General features: G+C 53.3%; 20 protein-coding genes. 5 read left to right on the forward strand and 15 right to left on the reverse strand.

The features are described from left to right. Nucleotides 1-185: 185 nt before the first annotated feature. A complete protein-coding gene (gene ilvD / locus BM322_RS01160; RefSeq protein ID WP_075428073.1) occupies nt 186-1,838 on the reverse strand; it encodes a dihydroxy-acid dehydratase in 1,653 nt (550 codons plus the stop codon). 161 nt (nt 1,839-1,999) lie between these two features. Continuing rightward, nucleotides 2,000-2,536 carry a cob(I)yrinic acid a,c-diamide adenosyltransferase gene (gene cobO, locus BM322_RS01165; RefSeq protein ID WP_075428074.1) on the reverse strand — a complete coding sequence of 179 codons (537 nt, stop codon included), beginning with the start codon at nt 2,534-2,536 and terminating at the stop codon, nt 2,000-2,002. Nucleotides 2,537-2,638: 102 nt separating this feature from the next. On the opposite strand from cobO, the gene BM322_RS01170 reads away from it, so the two are divergent. Together BM322_RS01170 and BM322_RS01175 are read left to right on the forward strand one after the other, a co-directional pair. Then, entirely contained in the window at nt 2,639-4,255 is a 1,617-nt protein-coding gene (locus BM322_RS01170) for a GDSL-type esterase/lipase family protein (RefSeq protein ID WP_075428075.1), read from the forward strand. Between the two features lie 167 nt (nt 4,256-4,422). Next, entirely contained in the window at nt 4,423-4,683 is a 261-nt protein-coding gene (locus BM322_RS01175; RefSeq protein ID WP_075428076.1) for a hypothetical protein, read from the forward strand. A 67-nt stretch (nt 4,684-4,750) separates the two neighbouring features. On the opposite strand, the gene BM322_RS01180 is transcribed toward BM322_RS01175, so the two are convergent. The 6 genes from BM322_RS01180 to BM322_RS01205 form a co-directional block, all read right to left on the reverse strand. Next, the gene (locus BM322_RS01180; protein WP_075428077.1) at nt 4,751-6,877 is read right to left on the reverse strand and encodes a hybrid sensor histidine kinase/response regulator; all 2,127 of its coding nucleotides are present in this window, start codon (nt 6,875-6,877) and stop codon (nt 4,751-4,753) included. A 21-nt stretch (nt 6,878-6,898) separates the two neighbouring features. Then, nucleotides 6,899-8,029, reverse strand: a complete 1,131-nt coding sequence (locus tag BM322_RS01185; RefSeq protein WP_082334269.1) for a chemotaxis protein CheB — start codon at nt 8,027-8,029, stop codon at nt 6,899-6,901. Nucleotides 8,030-8,063: 34 nt separating this feature from the next. Beyond that, nucleotides 8,064-8,702, reverse strand: coding sequence for an MBL fold metallo-hydrolase (locus tag BM322_RS01190; RefSeq protein WP_075428079.1), 639 nt, complete (start codon nt 8,700-8,702; stop codon nt 8,064-8,066). A 132-nt stretch (nt 8,703-8,834) separates the two neighbouring features. Next, nucleotides 8,835-11,204 (reverse strand): ferrous iron transport protein B, encoded by a 2,370-nt coding sequence (gene feoB / locus BM322_RS01195; RefSeq protein ID WP_075428080.1) that lies wholly within the window; start codon nt 11,202-11,204, stop codon nt 8,835-8,837. 78 nt (nt 11,205-11,282) lie between these two features. Beyond that, nucleotides 11,283-12,434 carry a sugar MFS transporter gene (locus BM322_RS01200; RefSeq protein WP_075428081.1) on the reverse strand — a complete coding sequence of 384 codons (1,152 nt, stop codon included), beginning with the start codon at nt 12,432-12,434 and terminating at the stop codon, nt 11,283-11,285. A gap of 163 nt (nt 12,435-12,597) precedes the next feature. Next, nucleotides 12,598-12,855: a hypothetical protein gene (locus BM322_RS01205; protein WP_075428082.1), complete on the reverse strand. Its 258-nt coding sequence runs from the start codon at nt 12,853-12,855 to the stop codon at nt 12,598-12,600. A 200-nt stretch (nt 12,856-13,055) separates the two neighbouring features. On the opposite strand from BM322_RS01205, the gene BM322_RS01210 reads away from it, so the two are divergent. Then, complete coding sequence (locus BM322_RS01210) at nt 13,056-13,547, forward strand: hypothetical protein (RefSeq protein ID WP_075428083.1); 492 nt, start codon at nt 13,056-13,058, stop codon at nt 13,545-13,547. 52 nt (nt 13,548-13,599) lie between these two features. Here the strand turns inward: BM322_RS01210 and udk are convergent, their stop codons facing one another. Then, a complete protein-coding gene (gene udk, locus BM322_RS01215) occupies nt 13,600-14,223 on the reverse strand; it encodes a uridine kinase (protein WP_075428084.1) in 624 nt (207 codons plus the stop codon). A 153-nt stretch (nt 14,224-14,376) separates the two neighbouring features. Between udk and BM322_RS01220 the strand changes: the two genes are divergently transcribed. After that, the gene (locus BM322_RS01220) at nt 14,377-14,685 is read left to right on the forward strand and encodes a hypothetical protein (protein ID WP_075428085.1); all 309 of its coding nucleotides are present in this window, start codon (nt 14,377-14,379) and stop codon (nt 14,683-14,685) included. A 39-nt stretch (nt 14,686-14,724) separates the two neighbouring features. Here BM322_RS01220 and BM322_RS01225 read toward each other — a convergent pair whose 3' ends face one another. The 4 genes from BM322_RS01225 to BM322_RS01240 all read right to left on the reverse strand — a co-directional run bounded on the left by BM322_RS01225 (nt 14,725) and on the right by BM322_RS01240 (nt 18,096). Further along, a complete protein-coding gene (locus tag BM322_RS01225) occupies nt 14,725-15,105 on the reverse strand; it encodes a hypothetical protein (RefSeq protein ID WP_075428086.1) in 381 nt (126 codons plus the stop codon). Further along, entirely contained in the window at nt 15,095-15,283 is a 189-nt protein-coding gene (locus tag BM322_RS01230) for a carbon storage regulator (RefSeq protein WP_075428087.1), read from the reverse strand. The genes BM322_RS01225 and BM322_RS01230 overlap by 11 nt, the downstream gene beginning before the upstream one ends. Before the next feature lie 64 nt (nt 15,284-15,347). Beyond that, entirely contained in the window at nt 15,348-16,796 is a 1,449-nt protein-coding gene (locus BM322_RS01235; RefSeq protein WP_143102149.1) for a hypothetical protein, read from the reverse strand. Further along, nucleotides 16,777-18,096, reverse strand: coding sequence for a GDSL-type esterase/lipase family protein (locus BM322_RS01240; RefSeq protein WP_318254487.1), 1,320 nt, complete (start codon nt 18,094-18,096; stop codon nt 16,777-16,779). The genes BM322_RS01235 and BM322_RS01240 overlap by 20 nt, the downstream gene beginning before the upstream one ends. A 209-nt stretch (nt 18,097-18,305) precedes the next feature. On the opposite strand from BM322_RS01240, the gene BM322_RS01245 reads away from it, so the two are divergent. After that, nucleotides 18,306-19,292: a site-specific integrase gene (locus BM322_RS01245; RefSeq protein WP_075428089.1), complete on the forward strand. Its 987-nt coding sequence runs from the start codon at nt 18,306-18,308 to the stop codon at nt 19,290-19,292. Nucleotides 19,293-19,360: 68 nt separating this feature from the next. Here the strand turns inward: BM322_RS01245 and BM322_RS01250 are convergent, their stop codons facing one another. Both BM322_RS01250 and rpsO read right to left on the reverse strand, forming a co-directional pair. Continuing rightward, nucleotides 19,361-21,430 (reverse strand): polyribonucleotide nucleotidyltransferase, encoded by a 2,070-nt coding sequence (locus tag BM322_RS01250; protein ID WP_075428090.1) that lies wholly within the window; start codon nt 21,428-21,430, stop codon nt 19,361-19,363. Between the two features lie 137 nt (nt 21,431-21,567). Further along, on the reverse strand, nt 21,568-21,843 hold the full coding sequence (gene rpsO / locus BM322_RS01255) for a 30S ribosomal protein S15 (protein ID WP_075428091.1): 276 nt from the start codon (nt 21,841-21,843) through the stop codon (nt 21,568-21,570). Nucleotides 21,844-21,906 lie beyond the last annotated feature (63 nt).

Genomic DNA, 21,906 nt, shown 5'->3' on the forward strand with positions numbered 1-21,906 from the left:
GTAGCCACGCGTTACCTGTTACTCGTTGCGTCTATCCGGCCAGCAATAGAATCGCTTGAATCTCCCTCCTGACAAAAAAAGCCCCGGCAAAAGTCAATTCTGCCGGGGACTATATCTTCCAAGTCTTTCCTAAAAAATGAACTTATATCATGGACACAAACCATGACAATTCATAACCCGAAGGCTTATTTGAGTACGGCACCGGTGCTGGCCGAGGTCGTGAGTTTTGCATATCTTGACAAATAGCCATGCTTGATCTTGGGCTCTGGCTGTTTCCAGTCAGCCTTGCGCCTAGCGAGCTCCTCGTCGCTGACCTTGAGCTCAAGCTTGCGGTTCGGGATATCGATGCAGATGATATCGCCGTCCTCGATCAGGGCAATCGGGCCGCCCTCCATCGCCTCAGGCGAGACATGGCCGACGCAGGCGCCCTGGCTGGCACCGCTGAAGCGGCCATCGGTTATGAGGCCGACCTTTAGTCCGCGGCCTGTGATAACAGCCGTCGGGTTTAGCATCTCCTGCATGCCCGGGCCGCCCTTCGGGCCCTCGTAGCGGATGACGACGACATCGCCATCGACAATCTCGCCAGCCATGATGGCATCGCAGGCCTCAGTCTCCGAGTTGTAGCACTTGGCCTTGCCCTCGTAAGTCAGCATATCCTCTTTGACAGCCGAGGCCTTGACGACTGCATAATCCGGGGCTAGATTGCCCTTGAGGATGGCGATGCCGCCTTCTTTGCGGTAGGGGTCCTCGACGCTGTGGATGACCGTGCGGTCAAGCACCTTGGCATCCTTGATGCGGTCGCCCATCGACCCCGTGACCGTCAGGGCATCAAGATGGATGAGGTCTTTCTTCGCAAGCTCATTCATGACAGCCGAGATGCCGCCAGCCTCGTCGAGGTCGACCATATGATGCGTGCCTGCCGGGCTGAGCTTCGTGATATACGGCGTGCGGCGCGAAATCTCGTCGAACAGCGGCGCCGGGATCTCGATGCCAGCCTCATGGGCGATGGCCGTCAGATGCAGTACCGTATTCGACGAGCCGCCGATGCCCATATCGACGGTGATCGCATTTTCAAAGGCCTTGCGGGTCAGGATGTCCCGCGGCTTGATATCTTTTTCGATGAGATCCATGATGACGGCACCAGCGCGCTTCGCCAGCAGACGACGGGCGCCCGTATAGGCTGCTGGAATCGTGCCGTTGCCAGGCAGAGCCATGCCGAGGACCTCAGAAAGCGAGTTCATCGTATTGGCGGTGAACAGGCCGGCACAGGAGCCGCAGCCCGGGCAGCACTTAGCCTCGAGCTCCTCCATCTCCTCGGCAGCCATCTCGCCTGCCGCAAACTTGCCTGCAGCTTCAAAGGCCTGGCTGACGCTGACATCGCGGCCATGGAAACGGCCTGGCAGCATCGGGCCGCCCGATACGACGACGCAGGGAATATTGAGACGGGCTGCTGCCATCAGCATGCCCGGTACGACCTTATCGCAGTTTGGAATCAATACGAGGCCATCAAAGCCGGAGGCCATAGCCACGGATTCCACGGAGTCAGCGATGAGCTCACGGCTGGCCAGTGAGTATTTCATGCCCGTATGGCCCATGGCAATGCCGTCGCAAACGCCGATGGCCGGGAACTCGACAGGCGTACCGCCTGCCGCAGCGACACCGAGCTTGGCCGCCTCGGCGATTTCGCGCAGATGGATATGACCAGGGATGATCTCGTTGAAGGAATTGCAGATACCAATCAGCGGTTTACGCAAATCCTCCGGACCATAGCCATTGGCATGAAACAGGGAACGATGGGCACAGCGCGTAGCGCCTCTTTTGACGATGTCACTTCTCATTTTTCAACTCTCCTAATCTGAGATATATTTTGTCTATCGTATCAATACATTTGCTGACAATATCTCGCTACATAGTTACAATTCTACTGCATATATGCGATTTATTCAAGGGATTAACGTTAAATAATTTACAAAGTTACATGCCAAGTATACAGGTTGGGTCAAAATTCGATGCCGAGCTGCGCTTTGATGCCCTGGGTATATGGATGCTTGATTTCCTTCATCTCGGTCACCAGGTCAGCCTTGTCGATGACCCCCGGCGCTGCATCGCGGCCCGTCAACACGAGATGCAGTTCTGGCGGGCGGCAGGCCAAGAGGTCGAGGACCTGCGCCTCGGTAATCAGGTTGAATTTGACCGCATAGTTTATCTCATCGAGAATGACAAGGTCGTATTTTCCGCTCGTGATGGCCTCCTTCGCCATAGCCAGTGCCTCGGCAGCAGCTTTTAGATGCTCGGCCTGCTCATGCTCATCGGTATTCGTGAACCCAAGTCCGCACTGGCGAATCTCGATGCGTCCATCCGCGGCCGCAAGGGTTTCGAGTGTCTTGAGCTCCCCGTATTTCCAGCCGCCCTTGATGAACTGCAGTATAAGGACGCGGAATCCATCTCCCCAGGCGCGGACAGCAAGTCCTAATGCTGCTGTCGTTTTTCCCTTGCCATTTCCCGTATGAACGATGACTAACCCATGCTTTTCCATACCTATCACCTCAGAAATATGCTATAATAAATTTCGTACATCTTGTACCTATATTATTTTACGCTAATTTTCGAAAAAAATCCTGCAATCTGGTGTGTTTATATGAAGAAATTTTTCCTTTTTGTTGTTATCATTTTTTCCTTTACGGCGCTGTCGGCCTTTATGGCTGAAAAAACCGATATACTCGGGCTGCGCAATATAACGCTGGAGACTTCGTTTCACGAAACGGACGGTCATATGATCCTTTCCTGGGATCCGCTTCCTTATCCATGTTTCTATAAAGTTGAGACATATTCGCGCACGACAGGACTTGTAAGCGGTGAACCAGAATATCATTTCTTTACGAGTGGCTATACGATGAACTCGACTTTTGAGGTGCCCCGCAGCGGTATCCCGACGACGTATCGCGTAACGGCCTATGGCATGTTCGGCCAGCTGACGCCGCCCTCTGAACCCATCGACAATCCAATCTATGCGAAATCGCCGGAGTCGCCGGTAACGATTTATCACTATACCGAGGATAATCCGGCCAGTCTTATGCCCTTCCTCGTCTGGCATGCGATTCCCAACGCTGTCTGCTATGAGGTGGAGCTGCTTTCAGGCAAACCAGCTCAGGAAGGCGGCACTGCTCACGATAAGGCTAACCATCTTGAGAGCACGAATCAGATCTTTACGAATGGCTGGCAAGCAGATCTCAAGAAATATGCCAACCGCAAGTTCATCTACTGGCGTGTGCGCGCCCTCGACATCCATCACAACCCGATGGGCGAATTCTCCAAGGCTGAGGAACTCCATATCAATCCTGATCTGCCGCTGCCAAACCGTCCGCTACTCAATACCTTTGACCAGATGCCGAACTTCCAGATGCCGGTCTACCCAGTTTACCAGTGGATACCGCTTCACGATGCCGCCCGCTACGAAGTGGAGCTTTTGATCCATCCGCCTACGGAAGAACACGGCACGGTGGCCGATGTGGATGCAGTCTGGCGCAATACGGTAAACGGCGCTGCCTGCTACGACGAGTACGCGCGTCCCTACGCCGGCGACTACTACTGGCGTGTGCGCGCCGTCGACAAGCAGGGCTATACCATGGGAACCTGGTCTGACACCGAGCACTTCACGATGCCCGATCTGCCCGAACGCGTGCCTGTGGCTGTTCTTGGCGACAGCATCACCCATGGCGGCGGTGCTGTCTCGAATTCACCGGCAGCTCTCGAGTACAGCTATACGACGTATTTTGATTTCCCCTGCCTGAACCTTGGCCGCAGCGGTGATACGTCAAAGATGACCCTTGACCGTTTCGATAGCGATGTGCTGCCGTTCAAACCTATCAATCTGCTGATCCTCACAGGCACCAACAGTCTGCGCTCGTCGACCACCAGTGCTGAATCCGTGGTCAACGACCTCGAGGCCATCCGTGAGAAATGTATCAAGAATGACATCCGGCCGATTTTCCTGACGCTGATGCCCGTCAACCCGCCTAATATCCTTGTGGCCTTCCAGGCGCCGACCGATCCGAAATGGCAGAAGAAACTGGCCACCATCAACGGGTGGATTCGTCAGCAGCAGTATTTTATCGATTTAGAGCCCTATTTCTATGATCCGACTCATCGGTTCATGGACAACAAGTTCTCCGTCGATGGCCTGCATCCCGATATTCTCGGCAAACAGCTGATGGGCGAAATCATCAATATGAACCAGAGTAAACTGCTGAAATGAAAGTGGTAAGTTTCGTATTAAATGCAATTGATTAAGATTATTTAAGAGAATCGTATTGACACGTCAAAAATTAATGCGTATACTATCAAACATGTTACATTTGATGGAACGATTGGGATGTTCCTGGTAACAGAATGGGATGAAAAGATGTATTAAGGAGTGTTGATATGAAAAATCTTGAATGGTGTGAACTGACGAAGAATTTCTATGAATTCAAATACGTAGCCGACAGACTCGGTTTCTATGTACCGGAGCTGCAGCAGATGGAGCGCAGCCTTGAAGAGTGCCGTCCTTTTGCCGCCGACGCGGATGTCATGGCAAAAGTCTGCAACCTGTCCGAAGGCAGCATGCCACAGTTCGATTTCTCCGAACTGGCTACGGCTCATACGCCTGTCTACGACGAAGACGACAATCTCGCTCACGCTTAATCGAATAATAAAGATCGCCCGGCAGAGTTTATGCTCTGCCGGGCGATTTTTCGTTTCATCTTTTTACTTAATCGAGATATTCATGTAGCTTTTGGAACAGATTCGGAAGGTCGATAGGTTTTAAGATATAATCGTTCATGCCGCTTTCCATGGCCGCCTTGCGATCTTCGTCAAAGGCATTGGCCGTCATGGCAAGGATGGGCACATCATGCGTCCACTGGCTCGGCAGGCTGCGGATGGCTCTTGACGCATCAAGGCCATTCATGACAGGCATCTGCAGATCCATCAGCACGAGATCATAGCCTTTCTCTGGCGCCTGCTGCACCATATCCACGGCAATGGCGCCATTTTCGGCCAAGTCGATCTTGATATCTGTATTCTCGAGCAAAGCATAGACAATCTCGGCATTGATCTCATTATCCTCGACGAGCAGCACATGACCATGGAGATCATCCTGCTCCTGCAGGACATTGCTGCGGCTTTCGAGGGAATTATTGCTCTTGCGCCCCTCTTCGCTGGCAGCGTTTGCAGGCTTGCCAACGCTTTTCGTTGCTTTGTCGTTGTCAATGAGTTTTAGCAGCAGGTTGATGGTGATTTCCGTCCCTGTGCCTGGCTCACTCCAGACAGAAATGTCACCGCCCATCATATCGACAAGATTCTTGACGATGGCCATCCCTAGCCCCGTCCCCTGTATGCGGCTTTGGGTGCTCGTCCGCTCACGGGTAAAGGGCTCAAAGATATGGGCGACAAACTCGGGAGCCATGCCGATGCCCGTATCGCGGATGACAAAGGTGAAACTGCCATAGCCTGCTGGTGCCTGCGGGTCCTGCGAAATCTCCAGGGAGACGGTACCACCCGGCTTGGTGAATTTTACGGCATTGGACAGGCAGTTCAGCAGCACCTGATTGAGTCTTAGGCGATCGCAATAGATGCTTTCATTGACGATTGTTTGCGTATCGACCTGGAACGAGAGCTGCTGGGTATCCATATCGGGCTGCAGGATATTCGTCAGTTCCTCGACGATATCGGCAAAGCTGTTCTCCGAGACATCAAGCATGAGTTTGCCGCTCTCGATGCGGCTCATATCGAGCACATCGTTGATGATGGACAGCAGGTGGTCGCTGGCCGTCGATATCTTGTCGAGATACCCGTGGACACAGGCCGTATCGTTTAGATGGGCAGCTGCCAGGGCGGTATATCCCATGATGGCATTCATGGGAGTGCGGATATCGTGGGACATATTTGTCAGGAAATGGGTCTTGGCCTGATTGGCCGCATTGGCCTGATGCAAGGCAAGCTCAAGCTGCTCATGCTGTTTGGCCAGCTCCTTGCTCTGATGCTGCAGGCGCTGGGCCATCTCGAATTCTTTGGCCCGATTGTAGTCTAGGGGGCTAAATGATACGATGACGCGGGCAGCCTTGCCATCTTCGCCGCGGTCGTAAATCTGGAACAAGGCTCGGCGCCAGGGATTATCACATTCGGGCAGCTCGTAGACGAATTCGCGGCTCTCCTCGTCGGCGATGAATTCTTTGACAAATTGTGGATTGGCAAGATTCTTCAGCATCTCTTTTTGCTCTGCGCCAGCCAGTGGCAACAGATATGTCATGGTACGGCTGTAGGAGATGGTCATCTTGTCATCAGGCAGCGGAACCATCTGCGGTTTCTTGTAGACGCGCAGGATGTCCTGGTTGAGGTCGCAGAAGAATATTGCCTCTACTTCCTTGATGATATGCTGATGGACCATCGTGCTGCCAATCTGCTCATCGTTTTCGTGAATGCCCAGTACCACAGAGGTTATCTTCCCCTCCGACTCTTCCAGCCGCACGAATTTCATTTCAGCAAAGTGGACTTCCTGGTTGATAAGCAGGCTAAAGGTAATCGTATACGTGCGGTTTTCCTTCAGCATCTTGCTGACATAAGCCAGTGAGGCCACAGCCCGTACCCGCAGGCGGTCAAGGGGATAGACCTGCCGCTCGGCATAGCAGGAAAGTCCTTCGGTATAGGAAATCGGCCCTGCTGGCGGCTCATCCATTGCGGCCCGGAACACATCCTGGGTCGTAAAGGCCGTCATCGTGCCATCTGCTAAGTTTACACAATAAACGGAAGTATAGTCATCGGATAAAGCGAGAACAGCGCCGACAGATTTCTGCCATGGCAGTTGTTCCGTTCCGTTTTCCTTGGTTATCTCGTTCATTTCTATGCTCCTTATTCCATTTCAGCGTCCATCATTACGGCAATAGTCCTGAATGGTCCTTGCCATTTTCTCCAGCGGGATCTGAAGTTCCACTGCGCCAATATCAAAGGCTGCCTTGGGCATGCCGTAAACCACAGAACTTTGCTTATCCTGTCCGATGGTACGCGCTCCGCAGCGCAACATATCCAAAAGCCCCTCGGCACCATCGCGGCCCATCCCTGTAAGGATCACGCCCAGCGCTGTATCGCCAGCGGTCTGTGCTACTGAATGGAAGAGCACATCGGCCGATGGACAGACGCCGTGCACAGGTCTGCCCGGCTGGCAGACGAGCTGAAAGCCCCCATCGATACGCTTGACAGTCATATGTTTATGCCCTGGGGCAATATAAACGGTATTGCTCCTGACGATATCGCCGTCAGCCCCCTCTTTTACCGTGAGGTGGCATTCATTATCGAGCCTTTCTGCCAGCCGCTCGGAAAAGACCGGCGGGATATGCTGGGCGATGACGATGGGCGGCAGCGGCGGCCTGAGCTGTGGCAGGATATCCGAAAGTGCCTTGGTGCCACCCGTGGAAGAACCGATGGCGATGATGCGGATCGGTACATTGGTATGTCGTATCGCTGGCTGCTCCACCGGTACGATTACCGGCTTCTTGCGTTTGACTGCCGGTACAGCTGCTGGTTTTGCTTGTGTCTGCGGCGCTGCCGGAAAGGTTTTCTTCAGCTCAGCAACCTGACTGGCTCCGCCTGGCCTGCTGGCCACCTTTTGTTCGTAAGCTTTCGCGATCGATAAGGCAAGCTCATCGAAAAATGCTGTCTTATCCTCATCGGCTTTCGGTTTAGCCAGGTAGGAAAACGCTCCCATTGATTCGGCGCAGCTTCTGGTCTTGGCAAGCATACCATAGCTTACCACAGGTGCATGCGTCATATGCACGATAATCGACAAGAACATCTGGTTATCAGTCTGTTGGATTCCCATGAACAGGTTCAACACGATAACGTCTGGCCGGAACAGCCGGATCTTCAGGATTGCCTCGTCGATTTCCGACACGCCAGCCAGCGTGACATCCTGGAATCGTTTTCGAATCTCCGCTAAAACCGTGTCCCGTGCCATTGCTGAGGGTTCCATCACTAGAACACGAATCATAGCCATCCCGTTTCTCCTTCATCTGTCTAAGTTAAAGCTTTTATAGTATCCCTTGGTACCATGGCATCTGCCGTTCCGCGGCTACCGTGGTCGGCTCCGAGTGACCGGACAGCAGCGTGGTATCTTCAGGCAGGCTCAGGATATTTTGAACGATGCCCTGCATGAGTTGACGTTCATCGCCGCCTGGCAAATCCGTACGCCCGTAACTTCCTTGGAAAATCGAGTCGCCGACAAAGGCTGCCTTAGCGGCCACGCTGTAGTAGATACAGCCATCGGAGGTATGGCCTGGCACCGGCACCATATGCAGGAAAAAGGCGGGATTCGCCTGCAACAAGACGTCGCTATTGTCGTTGATGTAGGTGACATCCCTAAGGGTAATCATCTCCGGCAGCTGCGACGAGAGATTCCAGGCAGGATCTTCTGCATACTGCCGGCCATTCTGCTGCATGATGACTGGTACCTTTAGCTCCTGTTGGAGCCTAGGCACTGCCCCGATATGATCGAAGTGGCCATGGGTCAACAGGATCTTTTCGATGGTAAATCCCTTCTCCTCAATGATGCCCAGCAGTTTCTCGGGCTCAGCTCCAGGATCGATCAGGAAACCATGCTTTGTTTCGTCATCGATATAAAAATAAGCATTCGTCACGATATACCCCATGACTTGTACTTGTATGATCATATTGTTCACCTCAGAAGTCTTTACTGATACTCACTATAATCTATTCGCTCAAGACCGGCTGACTTCCTGCAAATATTTGCTGCTGCATACAAAAAGACGATGAATCGGCAAAGATTCATCGTCTCGAACCTATCAGACAAATAACAAAAGCAGACGGCGTACCATATAAGCTGCTGACCAGGCAATCATGCACTGCACGATAACAGTCATGAAAGCATTGACGCCGCCAATCTCCCGGCGCATGGTCGAAATCGCGGCCACACAGGGCGTGTAGAGCAGGATAAAGACCAATAGCACAAGCGCCGTAAGCGGTGTAAACAGGCCCTGCAGCAATGTGATGTCACCGCCAAGCAGAACCGTAAGCGTCGATACGACGGTTTCTTTTGCCATAAAGCCCGTAATCAGCGCCGTCGCTACCCGCCAATCGCCAAAGCCCAGTGGCGCAAAGACTGGCGCTGCGAGCTTGCCGATAGCTGCCAACAGGCTTTGTTCCGGTGCAGCCGCTACGTTGAGGCGCGCATCGAACATCTGCAAGCACCAGATGATGATGGACGCCAGGAAGATGATCGTAAAGGCCTTTATCAGGAATCCCTTGGCTTTATCCCAGATTAGCCGGGCCACGCTTTTAGCCGATGGCAGGCGATAGTTCGGCAACTCCATGACAAAGGGCACAGGCTCCCCACGGAACCGTGTGCGCCGGAGCAGCAGGGCAAACAAGATACCAACGATAATCCCTGTGAAGTAAAGACCAATCATGATGATGGCCTGCCACTGCTGCGGGAAGAAAGCGCCAATAAGGAGCGCATAAATCGGCAGCTTGGCACTGCAGCTCATAAACGGAATCATCAGCACGGTCATCTTGCGGTCGCGCTCACTGGCCAGCGTGCGCGTTGCCATGACGGCTGGGACTGAGCAGCCAAAGCCGACGAGCATCGGCACGATGCTGCGGCCCGAAAGGCCAATGCGACGCAGCAGCCTGTCCATGACAAAGGCTACGCGGGCCATATAGCCCGTATCCTCGAGAATCGACAGGAAGAAGAACAAGGTCACGATGGTCGGCAGGAAACTGATGACGCTGCCGATGCCGCTTAGGGCGCCATTGATGAGGAGGTCATGGACAACGGGATTGACCCCTGTTGCTGTCAGCAGGGTATCGATGGCAGCAGTCACGCTGCCGACCACGACGGCCATGCCGTCAGTCAGCATAGCGCCGATGCCGGCAAAGGTCATCGTGAAGATGAAGGCCATGATGGCCATAAAACTCGGGATTGCTGTATAGCGTCCGGTCAAGATGCGGTCAATCATCACGCTGCGCTGATGTTCGCGGCTCTCATGGGGCCGGACGACAGTCTGAACGCACAGGTTCGTGATGAAGGTGAACCGCATATGAGCCATTGCCGCCTCAGCATCCAAGCCAGTTTCCTGCTGCATGATGGTCAGGATATGGGCAAACATTTCCTGCTTTTCCTGCGGCAGTGACAGTTTCTCAGCCATCAGCCGATCCTTCTCGATGAGCTTGGTAGCAGCAAAGCGCAGGGGCATCTTGATCTTGCGTGTCTCTGGCTCAATCATATGCGCCGTTGCATGGATTGCCCGGTGCACCGAGGCAATAGGATCGCCCTGAACGTCACTGTCCTTGCAGAAGTCGATGCGCATGGGCCTACGATGATGGCGGGCCATATGCATCGCATGATCGACGAGTTCGTCAACGCCTTCATTCTTGGCGGCCGCAATCGGCACGACCGGAATGCCAAGGACTGCCTCGAGTTCATTTAATAGGATTGAGCCGCCGTTAGCGCGCACCTCATCCATCATGTTGAGGGCAAGCACCATCGGGATTCCCAGCTCCATAAGTTGCATGGTAAGATACAGATTGCGCTCAAGATTCGTGGCATCGACGATGTTGATGATGCCATCGGGCTGCGACTCCAGCAGGAAGTCCCGGGTAACGATTTCCTCACTGGAATACGGCGACAGGGAATAGATACCTGGCAAATCCGTCACCCGTGCCTCACGATGGCCGCGAATCTGACCGTCCTTGCGGTCAACCGTCACGCCAGGGAAATTGCCGACATGCTGATGCGTGCCTGTCAGCTGATTGAACAGGGTCGTCTTGCCGCAGTTCTGATTGCCGACCAAGGCAAAGGACAGCGGCGCTCCCTTCGGTATCGGCGCTGGATCGTGTTTATGATGCTTAGGCGCATAGTCGAGCTCGCCGACGCCGGGATGGGCAATGTCGCGGCTGCGCCGCTCGACATAGGCTTCGTCCTCCTGGCGGTGCACCCCATCGACTTCGATATTGCGCGCCTCATCGAGCCGCAGCGTCAGATCGTAGCCGCGGACCTTGAGCTGTATGGGATCGCCCATTGGCGCTACTTTCTGCAGCGTGACTTCCGTATGCGGCGTGAGCCCCATGTCAAGCAGATGATGGCGCAAAGCACCGCTGCCACTTACCTGCTTGATAAACGCACCCTCTCCCGGCTGTAATTCATCTAATGTCATTGTCTTATTACCTTCAAATCATCATCCCCTAAATATTCGTACTTTGAATATTTTAGCACAAAATGTGAATCCTGTCCTTTAACGGCGCAGACGTGGCACAAGCAGCGCTACCACCACATCGATGCCGAGCAGTATGGCAAGAATCAGGAATGCTCCGGTAAAGCCAAAGCTTGCATGCAGGAATCCAAAGCTGGCCGAAACAATGGCGGCACCGACACCAGTAGCCACCGTGATGGCTGCCGTAACCGTTGCGGTCCGTCCGCCAGCAAAGTCAGCAACATACGTAAGGACATTGGGATATACACCGCCGCAAAAAAATCCCAGTGCAAACACGACAGCAAAAGCAGCTAGCTCGCTAGTGAGGAGCGTCAGGATGGCAAGCAAAAGCGCTGCCCCCAGCGGTGCGATATAGATGAGCTTGTCGCGATACTTAGCGAAGATGCCGCAGAGAAAGCGCGAAGGGATCATCGCGAGCCAAAACAGTGACAAGGCCAGATAACCGCGCGCTGAATCCATAGTGGCCAACATGAAATTGCTGAGGAAGAAACAGACGCCATTTTCTACGCCGACGTAGATGAACATGATGGTACAGAGCAAAGCCATCCCTTTGAGGTACAGACGGTCACTGCTGCTTTGGACCTCTTCAGCCGCGAGCTCTTCGCGCGGCGAGAAATCCGTGCGAGCCAAAAAGACAGTCAGCAGCAGGAAGATGAGACCACTCAAAAGGAAAAAGCTGCGCCAGCCGCCGGGCATCCCCACCGATATGCCTACAATCAACGGTGCCACCACTGCGCCAAGCGCAAACATGGCCGTGATATAGCCCATGCGTCGATTGCGCGTTAGCGGATAAGCATCCTGCATGCCAGCAATGGCAACATATTGCACGATGCTGCAGGCAAAGCCAAGAGTGAAGATGCCGATGGCAAATACCACGGAATCTGTCGCCAGCAGGATAACCGCTGCAGACAGCACGCGGCTGGCCGTAAACACCACGAGCATGATCTGCTTGCCGATGCGGTCAGCGAGCGGCCCCAAAAGCAAGGGGGCAATCATCGTTGCCACGAGCTGTACCGAGGCCAGAATCCCCTGCTGACCTATCGATAGATCAAACTCCTGGCCAATATAGAGAAGTGCCGCTTGATAGCCGCCCGTCTCAAAGCCGTTCATGAAAATCGAGAGCAAGAACAGCAGCGATAAGTCATTGCGCTGCCAAAACTTAGGTTTTTCCATAGACTCACCTTCTTTCACTGCTATGATTCGACAGCAAGGCCGATATCACCTTCCATAGGAGATTTTGACAAGTCAAAATTGACCGGTCAAGTTGACTTGTCAAATCTGACCGCATACAAAAAGACCGCCTGATGGCGGCCTTTCATATTTTTCATGTTCACATTTATTCTTCTGCCAGCAGCACATGACCATCTTTGGCAAATGTTACCTCGCCCTGCTGCATATCCGTAGTGACATAAGCAACGCGGAGACTTTCCTCATCTCCTGTTCCTATGCGCTCCGTCTCGCAAAATGCCGTATCGGGATGCACAGAACGTACCACATCTTCAGCAATCTGCTCATCGATGACCGGCGTCCCCTGCACATACAGCAGCGCTCCCCAGACAGCGGCTCCCAACACAATACCCAAACACTTTTTCATACAGAATCCTTCCTTTCCCTTGACCTATGACTAGTATACATCTTTACAGCTATGAAGTTGATAGATTTGAAGTAAGTATTCTGTATTCTTACTACAATTAACATGGACGCAGTTTTAAACTTGATTTAACCTTTAGTCAATATAATGATAGCACGACATTATATTATAAAACGCGATTTTATCAACACAGGAGACTGGAAATGAAGAAAAAGAGCTTTGGGCGACTGGTTTTAAAAGGGGCGGCTGTAGTCCTGCTCGTGCTATTCATAAAAGAAGTCGTGCTATACCATACATATTTGGATTTTTCGCAAGACTATCGCCAGGTAGACAATTATGAAGGCATCGTGTTCAAGCATGAATACAAAAGAACTGCGTATAAACGTTGCTTTTGGGGGCTGAAAACAGCAGCAGATGTAACTGCCGATTTCAGCCGGAACAACGATGGCGGTTTTGATGGCGAAACCTATAAAAAGTTGATCGCTGTCATCCACGATTCCGGTCATTTAGGCAGCTGGGCAGCCTCTCCTGATGGGACAAAGATAGTTTACAGCGAAGGCCATGTCATTGACGAATTGGAACCTACATACATAAGATATATTGATTTCAAAGTTCTAGATTTGCAGGATAACTCCATAACGTTGATATTCACTGCCCCTGCCGAGGAAACCTCGTTGGGGCTGGAATGGCAGTAAAAAAACAGCGACAGGTTCCCACTGCAGCCTGTCGCTGTTTTTATCCTTGTAATTATTCGTTTTCGCTGGCAGCCAGCAGCGCCTGGATCTTCGTCTTGATGATATCAAAGGCGACATTGTTGAGGCCGCTGTTGATGACGATATCGGCTACGTTCTTCGTCGGTGCGACATAGAGATAATGCATCGGCTTTACGGTTTCGAGGTACTGCTCGATGATGTTCTCGAGGTCACGGCCGCGCTCGTTGATGTCGCGCAGCACGCGGCGCAGGATGCGCTCGTCGGCATCGGCCTCGACAAAGATCTTGATATCGAACAAATCGCGCAGGCGCTCATCCTGCAGGATCAGGATACCCTCGACGATGATGACGCGGCTCGGCTTGATGATGGTCGTCTCTTTGGCGCGCGTATGCTGGGCAAAATCATAGACCGGACACTCGACGCTGCGACCCTGCCGCAGCTCCGTCAGCTGCTCGATGAGCAGATCCGTCTCCAAGGATTTCGGATGATCATAGTTGATATGCTGACGCTCCTGGAAGGACAGGTCATCATGCGGACGGTAATAATTGTCGTGATAGATTACCGTAACATCATCACCGAAATGTTTCTTGAGGCGATTCGTAAACGTCGATTTGCCGGAACCCGTGCCGCCGGCAATGCCGATAATCGTGGTTTTCATTGTGTGAGGGCATCTCCTTACAAAATTTTATCTTCACTATATTACCATAAATACGCCGTTTTGTCTGCACGCAAAAGAAAAATAAGAGGATTCACGTCCAAGCCGTCGAATATAAAACATATGGAATGCAAAACAAGAAAGGAAGTGCCATTCATGCCCAAGGTTACCCGTGAGGACATTCCCAACTGGTTCCAGCGCCAGACCGGTTTTGACGTCGACGTTCAGGAACTCAAAAAGGCAGTCGAGCTCGACCGCATCGCCTGCGCCGACGAACCCATGAAACTCATGCGTGAGCTCTGGGGGATTACCCCACGGGACTGTGAGCGCCTGCTCGGTGCCCCGAGCCGCACCGTTGAGCAATGGTTCCATACGAAATCCACGCGCCCAGCCTCCTGGGTGGTGCGCCTGATTGTCGAGAAATGTGCCGCCTTGCATGAACAGCGGCGTAACAATAACCATTAAAAATACCCCTTCAGCGCGAAGGGGTATTTTTAATGGTCATTACTCCAAAGACTTAGCTATCTCAATCTCAAGCTGCGTATGCGGGCGGCTGCAGATGCGATGTACATCGTTCTTGAATTTCTCGAAGGCTGTTGCCAGCTCCTTATCGTCAAACTCGATGTCGCCATGGACATTCTCGACAAAGTGCTGAGTGAAGTCCTGCCAGCCGCTGCCAGCCTGCTTTACTTCAGCGCGCAATGACTGATGCTGGGTGCGCACCCGTTCGTTGAAACGGATGAACTCGGCAAAGTGATGCAGGCGCGATTCCTCCACATCAGAGATATAGCCTTCTTCCGTCGGATCGTAAGCCGGCGATTTCTTCGGGTGCAGGCTCAGATAGAGATGCATGAATGCATAGCCTGCCTGTGTATCAAATTTCATGAGAATCCTCTCCATTTTCCTGATTGGCCGCCAATTCGTGGTCAAGCCGCTGTACTTTGATGTGTTCAGGCGCTGTAATTCCTACTTTTATTTTTCCTGCTGCGACTTTGATGACCGTCAATAGGATCTTGTCACCAATCATGATTTCTTCTTTAGCTTTTCTGGACAAAACCAGCAAATCACAGTCCTCCTCTACGTCTCACATACTCTATGATAGCATAAACAAAGACCTTTTTCCAATCTCAGCGATAGTTTTCAATGACCGTAAGGGGCTGCCCTTTTTCATCGAATAAATGGATTGGCGCAAAGGCCAGCTTACCCTGCTTGATGCTCAGGGAATCGGTCTTTGCGGTAAAGCCTGGCAGCTCCATTACCACATCGTTAAAGGTCAGATTACGGTACTCATTGGTGAATTTTCCTGCCAGCTTGTTGAAGGGCAGCAGCTTGTAAAAGCCCGGCTGCGACGCGAAACTACCCCAGACCGTCGTTTCGCGTGAGCTACCACGGGAATACATATTGACGTCCATATCCACGCTGCAATAAAGGCTGCTGCCTGGCAGGGCCTTGGCTGTCTGCAGGTTCGAGCCATGGCCCTGCAGCTGATAATAGCGCGTATCCAGGTCATAAGTTCCCTCGGCAACCAGTTTGCCGCCAAAGACATCAGCAGTGACATCCTTGAACAGCAGATCTTCACCATCGTAATAAAGGTCGCCAATCACATTGGAAAAATCAAGGCCCGGGATATGCAGTTCATCCATCTGCACATGTCCTTCCCCAGAAAGTGTTGTGAGCGGCCCCGAAATATGCGAGTCAAGGGTCATCTTATCATGGATATTGACCCCCATATCCAGCGATGAGGGGTCAACGTCGATAAAGCGCAGCCACAGGTCGCAGACAGGAATATCTTCTGCTGTAAAGTCTACTTCCCCATTCAGGCGGATGCCATTACCAATCATCGTGCCGCCAAAGCCGCCTGTCTCAAGCTTTATCTTCATCTTGTCGTTGGTGTTGATATCCGTTTGGAGCTCCACATGGTCCATGAGGTAATGGCGATCCTTGAAGAACACCTCCATGCGGCAGTTTGCAAGGGTAAGTTTTGTCCGTATCTTGCGTCCCTGCCGGTTGAAGTTGTCCCAGCGTTTCTGCAGGCGTGCCGCCTGCCGCTTGCGCCGCCACTCGCCGATGGCCTTGCGTTCCTCTTCGCTTTTACCCGTCAGGCTGACCTTGTTGCGCCAATCCTTGTCCTCTGGGTCGTCCTCGAGCTTATTCATATCGCGCGACTGCCGCACAAAGTCCACCTGCATATCATCCGCGAGACGCAACGAGACCTGCGCATCATTCAGCGTGATGGCCTGGATGGTCGTGGACTTGATATTCTTAGTCACGATATCCCAGGGGCGCACTTGCAGACTGCCTGAGGGCACCTCGAGAATCGTCACGCCATCGGGATTCTTCCAGACAAGATGTTCAAACATCACATGACCGGTCAAATCGGCCAGAATCTTGTCCGCCGTGATCGTGCCCCGCAGCATGTCCTGCTCCTGCATTTCGTGATTAAAAATCACTGCTGCGCCGCGGCTCAGAAACTCAAGGAGTATTACTGCGCCAATGACAATTATCACCATCGCCAGCAGCACACCACGCCAAAATTTCGGGTGTGCCTGCCAATACTTACGGATTCTCGCGCCCATGATCATTCTCCCATTCCTTATCAGCCTGTGCCTTGGCCTGGGGCCAGGCGGCATTTACGGCCCGCCCCATCAGGCGCTTGCCCATCACATCGGGGTGCAGGCCATCGAGGGCATAGACCGTCGGCAAAACGCGCTCGGGGCAGTCAAAGGCTGCGGCCACATCGATATGCACCTGGGTGCGGATGAAAGCATTTACCTTGCTGAACCGGTCATACCAGTCATCAGCAGTTTCTTCCTTGAACACATGCTGGATGTTATCGGGATTGACAGCTGGCAGGGTCAGCAGGATTGGTCGGATGCCATGCTGGCGGCAACGACGCTGCATTTCTTTCAGGCTTTCAATGACGACCTCAGGCTCCTCACCAGCCCGCAGGCTGTTCGTGCCTGTCATGATCAGCAGGTACTGGGGATGAAACGGCACCACATCCCGGTCAAAACGATTCAGCGTCATCTGCACGGTATCACCGGATTCCGACAAGTTGATGACATCAAAATCGAGACTTGCCAGCCAGCTGAACTCGAAGTCCTCGGGGCCGTAGGAGTAATGGCCGCCGCCATGGGAGATGCTATCGCCAAGGACTGCAACCTGCCAGTTGTCGGCTGGTGCTGTGCGGATGCGAGTCGGCAGCGACCAGCGCGTAGAGGCATTTCCCTCTTGGTCAAGGCCGCGCACGCGCCAGTAAAGGTCGCGGTCATTGTAGCGTGGATTGGGATCGTAAAACTCAGCCACATCACTATGCAGGGTATCGAGCAATACAGCATCGCGCTGGGTATCGGGATTGCCCGCATAAAGCTCGATCTCATAACCGCCTGTGACACTGCTCAGCGGAATCCAATGATAAACGGGGTAAAGCAGCACGGAGCCGCGGCCGCTGTTGTAATTCGTAAGCGGCACTGGCGCCTTTTGCGGCTCGACCTCAGCGCTGGTCCAAAGCTCAGCAAGCTCACTAAAAGGCGTGCAGGGATTGCCATTGAAATCCATGGCCCGCACGCGCCAATAAAGTGGCTGCTTGCCCAAGTAGATGGACGCAAATTTTTCCAGAGGCGGATTGTAGTGGTTCTGGAAAATCGCATAACTGCGGAAAATCGCATCGTCCGAATCACTGGTGGAAGACAGCATCAGTGGCTTAGCGGTAAAAAACTCAATCTCATAATAAACCGCCTCAGTATCCTTGCTCCACGATAGTACCGGCGAATACGAAAGCGGCTCTTCCTGTGTCGATGCCGTGAGCTCACCAGGCGGCGACAACAACAGCCCCGAATGCGCCTCGTGCTGTACCAGCAGCAGAAAGCAGCTCAAACTGACAACCACCATCGTAAGTGATAGCCATATAACTTTTCGTTTTATCATACTGCGCAGCCATTTCATCGCCGCACCTCACTTTCATACTTGAATCCTATCTTTTTATTATATACCTTTTTCTAACTTTTCGCACCACTTCCCGACGTGACGCTGAAACAAATATCGTATATAATAGAGACAAGATTCTTTAGAAAGACGGATGAACCATGAAACCAAAAGAAAACTTCATGCTGATCAAGAACCAGCGCATCGAAAGCAATCAGCGGCTCTCAGCCAAGGCCAAACGCCGGCTCGAAAAATCGAAAGCAGACAATACCCTGAAGGCCTACTCGTCAGACTGGAGTGACTTCTCTGACTGGTGCCAGCATCATGGCGAACGCGACCTGCCGACGCAGCCGGAGACCATTGTCAACTACATCAACGACCTGGCCGATGATGCCAAGGCCAATACCGTATCACGCCGTGTCACGGCTATCTCGGAAAACCACATTGCCGCTGGCTATGGCGGCAAGAACAATCCAGCCAAGGATGGCATCGTGCGTGCGGCCATGGCCGCCATCCGCCGCGAGAAAGGCACGTTCCAGCGTGGCAAATCGCCAATCCTCATGGAAACCCTCTATCTGCTGGCAGACTGTTTTGAAGATACTGACCTCGTGTCCCTGCGGGACAAGGCGCTGATCTTTCTCGGCTTTGCCGGTGCCTTCCGCCGCTCAGAGCTTGTGCGCATCCAGTGCGAGGAACTGACCTTCACCCCCCAGGGCCTGATGATCTTCGTGCCCCAGTCCAAAGGCGACCAATACGGTCGTGGCTCGACCATTGCCATCCCCTATGCGCCTGATGAAGAGATTTGCGCTGTGCGCGCACTCAAAGCCTGGATCGAGGCCGCACAAATCCATACGGGGCCCATTTTCCGTCCGTTCACCAAAGCCCACAGTCTGCGTGACACGCAGCTTTCCGATAAATCGGTGGCCCTCGTCGTCAAGAAATATGCCAAGATGGCCGGCCTTGACGAAAAGCAATTCGCCGGCCACAGCCTGCGCCGTGGCTTCGCCACCAGCGCCGCCCAGCACGACGTCGACGCCCTCTCCATCATGCGCCAGACCCGCCACAAATCCGAAAAGATGGTCCACCGCTACATCGAACAGGGCAACATCTTCAAAGAAAACCCGCTCAACCGCATGTATAACAAATAACGAAAGTTACAAGCGAAAAGCCCGCAGATCCATCAGAATCTGCGGGCTTTGTTATTATTGCTTCTTGTTTAGAGGCAAGCCTTATGGCTGAGGTTTACGCGGCCTTTGTCGTCGATTTCGATGACTTTGACCTGGAGCTGGTCGCCAATCTGGACCACGTCTTCGACTTTTTCGACGCGGCGGCTCGAAAGCTGCGAGATGTGGCAGAGTCCTTCCTTGCCCGGCAGGACTTCGACGAAGGCACCGAATTTCATCAGGCGCGTTACTTTGCCCGTGTAGACTTCGCCGACTTCAACTTCGCGGACGATGTCTTCAATCATCTGTTTTGCCTTCTTCATGCCCTCAGCATCAACAGAGGAGATGAAGATATTGCCATCTTCATGAATGTCGATTTCGACACCCGTCTCATCGATGATTTTCTTGACGACCTTGCCGCCGGTACCGATGACGTCACGGATCTTGTCGACTTTGATCTTGATCGTCTCCACGCGCGGTGCATAGGGCGAGAGGTCAGCAGCCGGCTCCGCGATGCACTCGAGCATCTTGCCGAGGATGAAGGCTCGGCCGCGTTTTGCCTGCTGCAGAGCCGACGAGAGGATGTTGCGGTCGATGCCAGCAACCTTGATATCCATCTGGATAGCCGTGACACCTTCCGTCGTACCTGCCACCTTGAAGTCCATATCGCCAAGAGCATCTTCCATACCCTGGATGTCGGTGAGAATCGTGTAGGCATCCCCTTCTTTGACGAGGCCCATGGCAACGCCAGAAACCGGACGTTTGATGGGAACACCGGCGTTCATCAGGGACAGGGTGGAGCCGCAGACGGAGCCCATGGAGCTGGAGCCATTGGACTCGAGGATTTCCGATACGAGGCGAATCGTGTACGGGAACTCCTCGATGGACGGAATAACCGGCACGAGGGCGCGCTCAGCGAGGGCACCATGACCGATTTCGCGGCGGCCTGGGCTGCGGATCGGTTTGGCTTCGCCGACCGAGTAACCAGGGAAGTTATAGTGATGGATGTAGTGTTTCTTCGTTTCAGGTCCAAGGCCATCGATAATCTGCTCGTCGCCGAGGGACCCAAGCGTCGTGACCGTGAGCACCTGCGTCTGGCCACGGGTAAAGAGACCGGAGCCATGCGTGCGCGGCAGCAGGCCAACTTCGCAGCTTACCGGGCGGACTTCTTCCACCTCACGGCCGTCCGGACGGATTTTCTCATGCGTAATCATATGGCGGACGATGGATTTCTCGAGGTCATGCAGCGCCATGGCAATCTCTTTATCCATTTCCGGATAGTCGACGAGGAAATGCTCCATGACATCGGCGTTGATATCAGCGATATGGGCATCGCGGTCGAGCTTATCGGGATTGCGCGTTGCTTCGTCGAGACGGTCTTTGGCATAGTCGCTGATGGCCTTCTCCAGTTCCTCGGGAACCGTGAACAGCTTGACTTCGCGTTTCTCCTTGCCGCAAGCCTGCTGGATCTCTTCCTGCCAAGCGACGATGCGCTGGATTTCCTTATGTCCATAGAGGATAGCGTCGAGGATGACATCCTCGGGCAGCTCGTTGGCACCGGCCTCAACCATCATGACGGCATCCTTCGAGCCGGCAACGGTCAGGTTCAGCGTCGAAACCTTGCGCTGCTCTTCCGTCGGGTTGATGACGAATTCATCGTCCACACGGCCGACACGGACGCCGGCGATCGGGCCCATGAAGGGGATATCGGAAACCGTCAGGGCTGCCGAAGCACCGATCATAGCTGCGAGCTCCGGTGCATTGTCCTGCTCCACCGACAGCACCGTCGCGACAATCTGCACGTCGTTGCGGAAGCCCTTCGGGAACAGCGGACGGATTGGACGGTCGATCAGGCGTGCGCAGAGGATTGCGTCGCTCGACGGACGGCCCTCGCGTTTGATGAAGCCGCCGGGAATCTTGCCTGCTGCATACATCTTTTCCTCATAGTCTACCGTCAGCGGGAAAAAGTCAACGCCCTCGCGCGGCTCGGCAGATGCCGTAGCCGTGACGAGCACGACCGTATCGCCATAGCGAACCAGTGCCGCACCATTTGCCTGTTTGGCCATCTTGCCGTTCTCAATGATGAGCTTGCGGCCCCCCAGTTCCATCTCGAAACTCTGCATGAATCATTTCCTCCTAGTATAGCGTATGTCGTTTATTCCAATATACTGTATCCATTTCGACGTATTGGAAAAATATCCTTTTTCAAAGTAAAAAAAGCGGGATTAAACCCGCTTTTTTGTCAGGAATCGTCTGACGATTAGCCAATCGTAGCGCGGATGCCGAGCTTAGCGATGATGGAACGATAACGCTCGATGTCCGTCTTGTAGAGGTAGCTGAGGAGACGGCGGCGATGACCAACCATCTTGAGCAGGCCACGACGGGAATGATGATCCTTCTTGTGCTCCTTCAGATGCTCCGTGAGGTACTGGATGCGAGCCGTCAGAACAGCGATCTGTACTTCCGGCGAACCCGTGTCACCCTCGTGAACGGCATACTTCTGCATGATTTCCTGTTTTGCTTCCTGAGTCAACATGTGAAAACTCCTCCTGTAAAATAAGATTTTCAGCCATCAGCTAAGCGTGCGTCGGAGTACTTC

It is taken from the genome of Selenomonas sp. GACV-9 (assembly GCA_900116485.1).
Lineage (GTDB): Bacteria > Bacillota > Negativicutes > Selenomonadales > Selenomonadaceae > Selenomonas_A > Selenomonas_A ruminantium_G.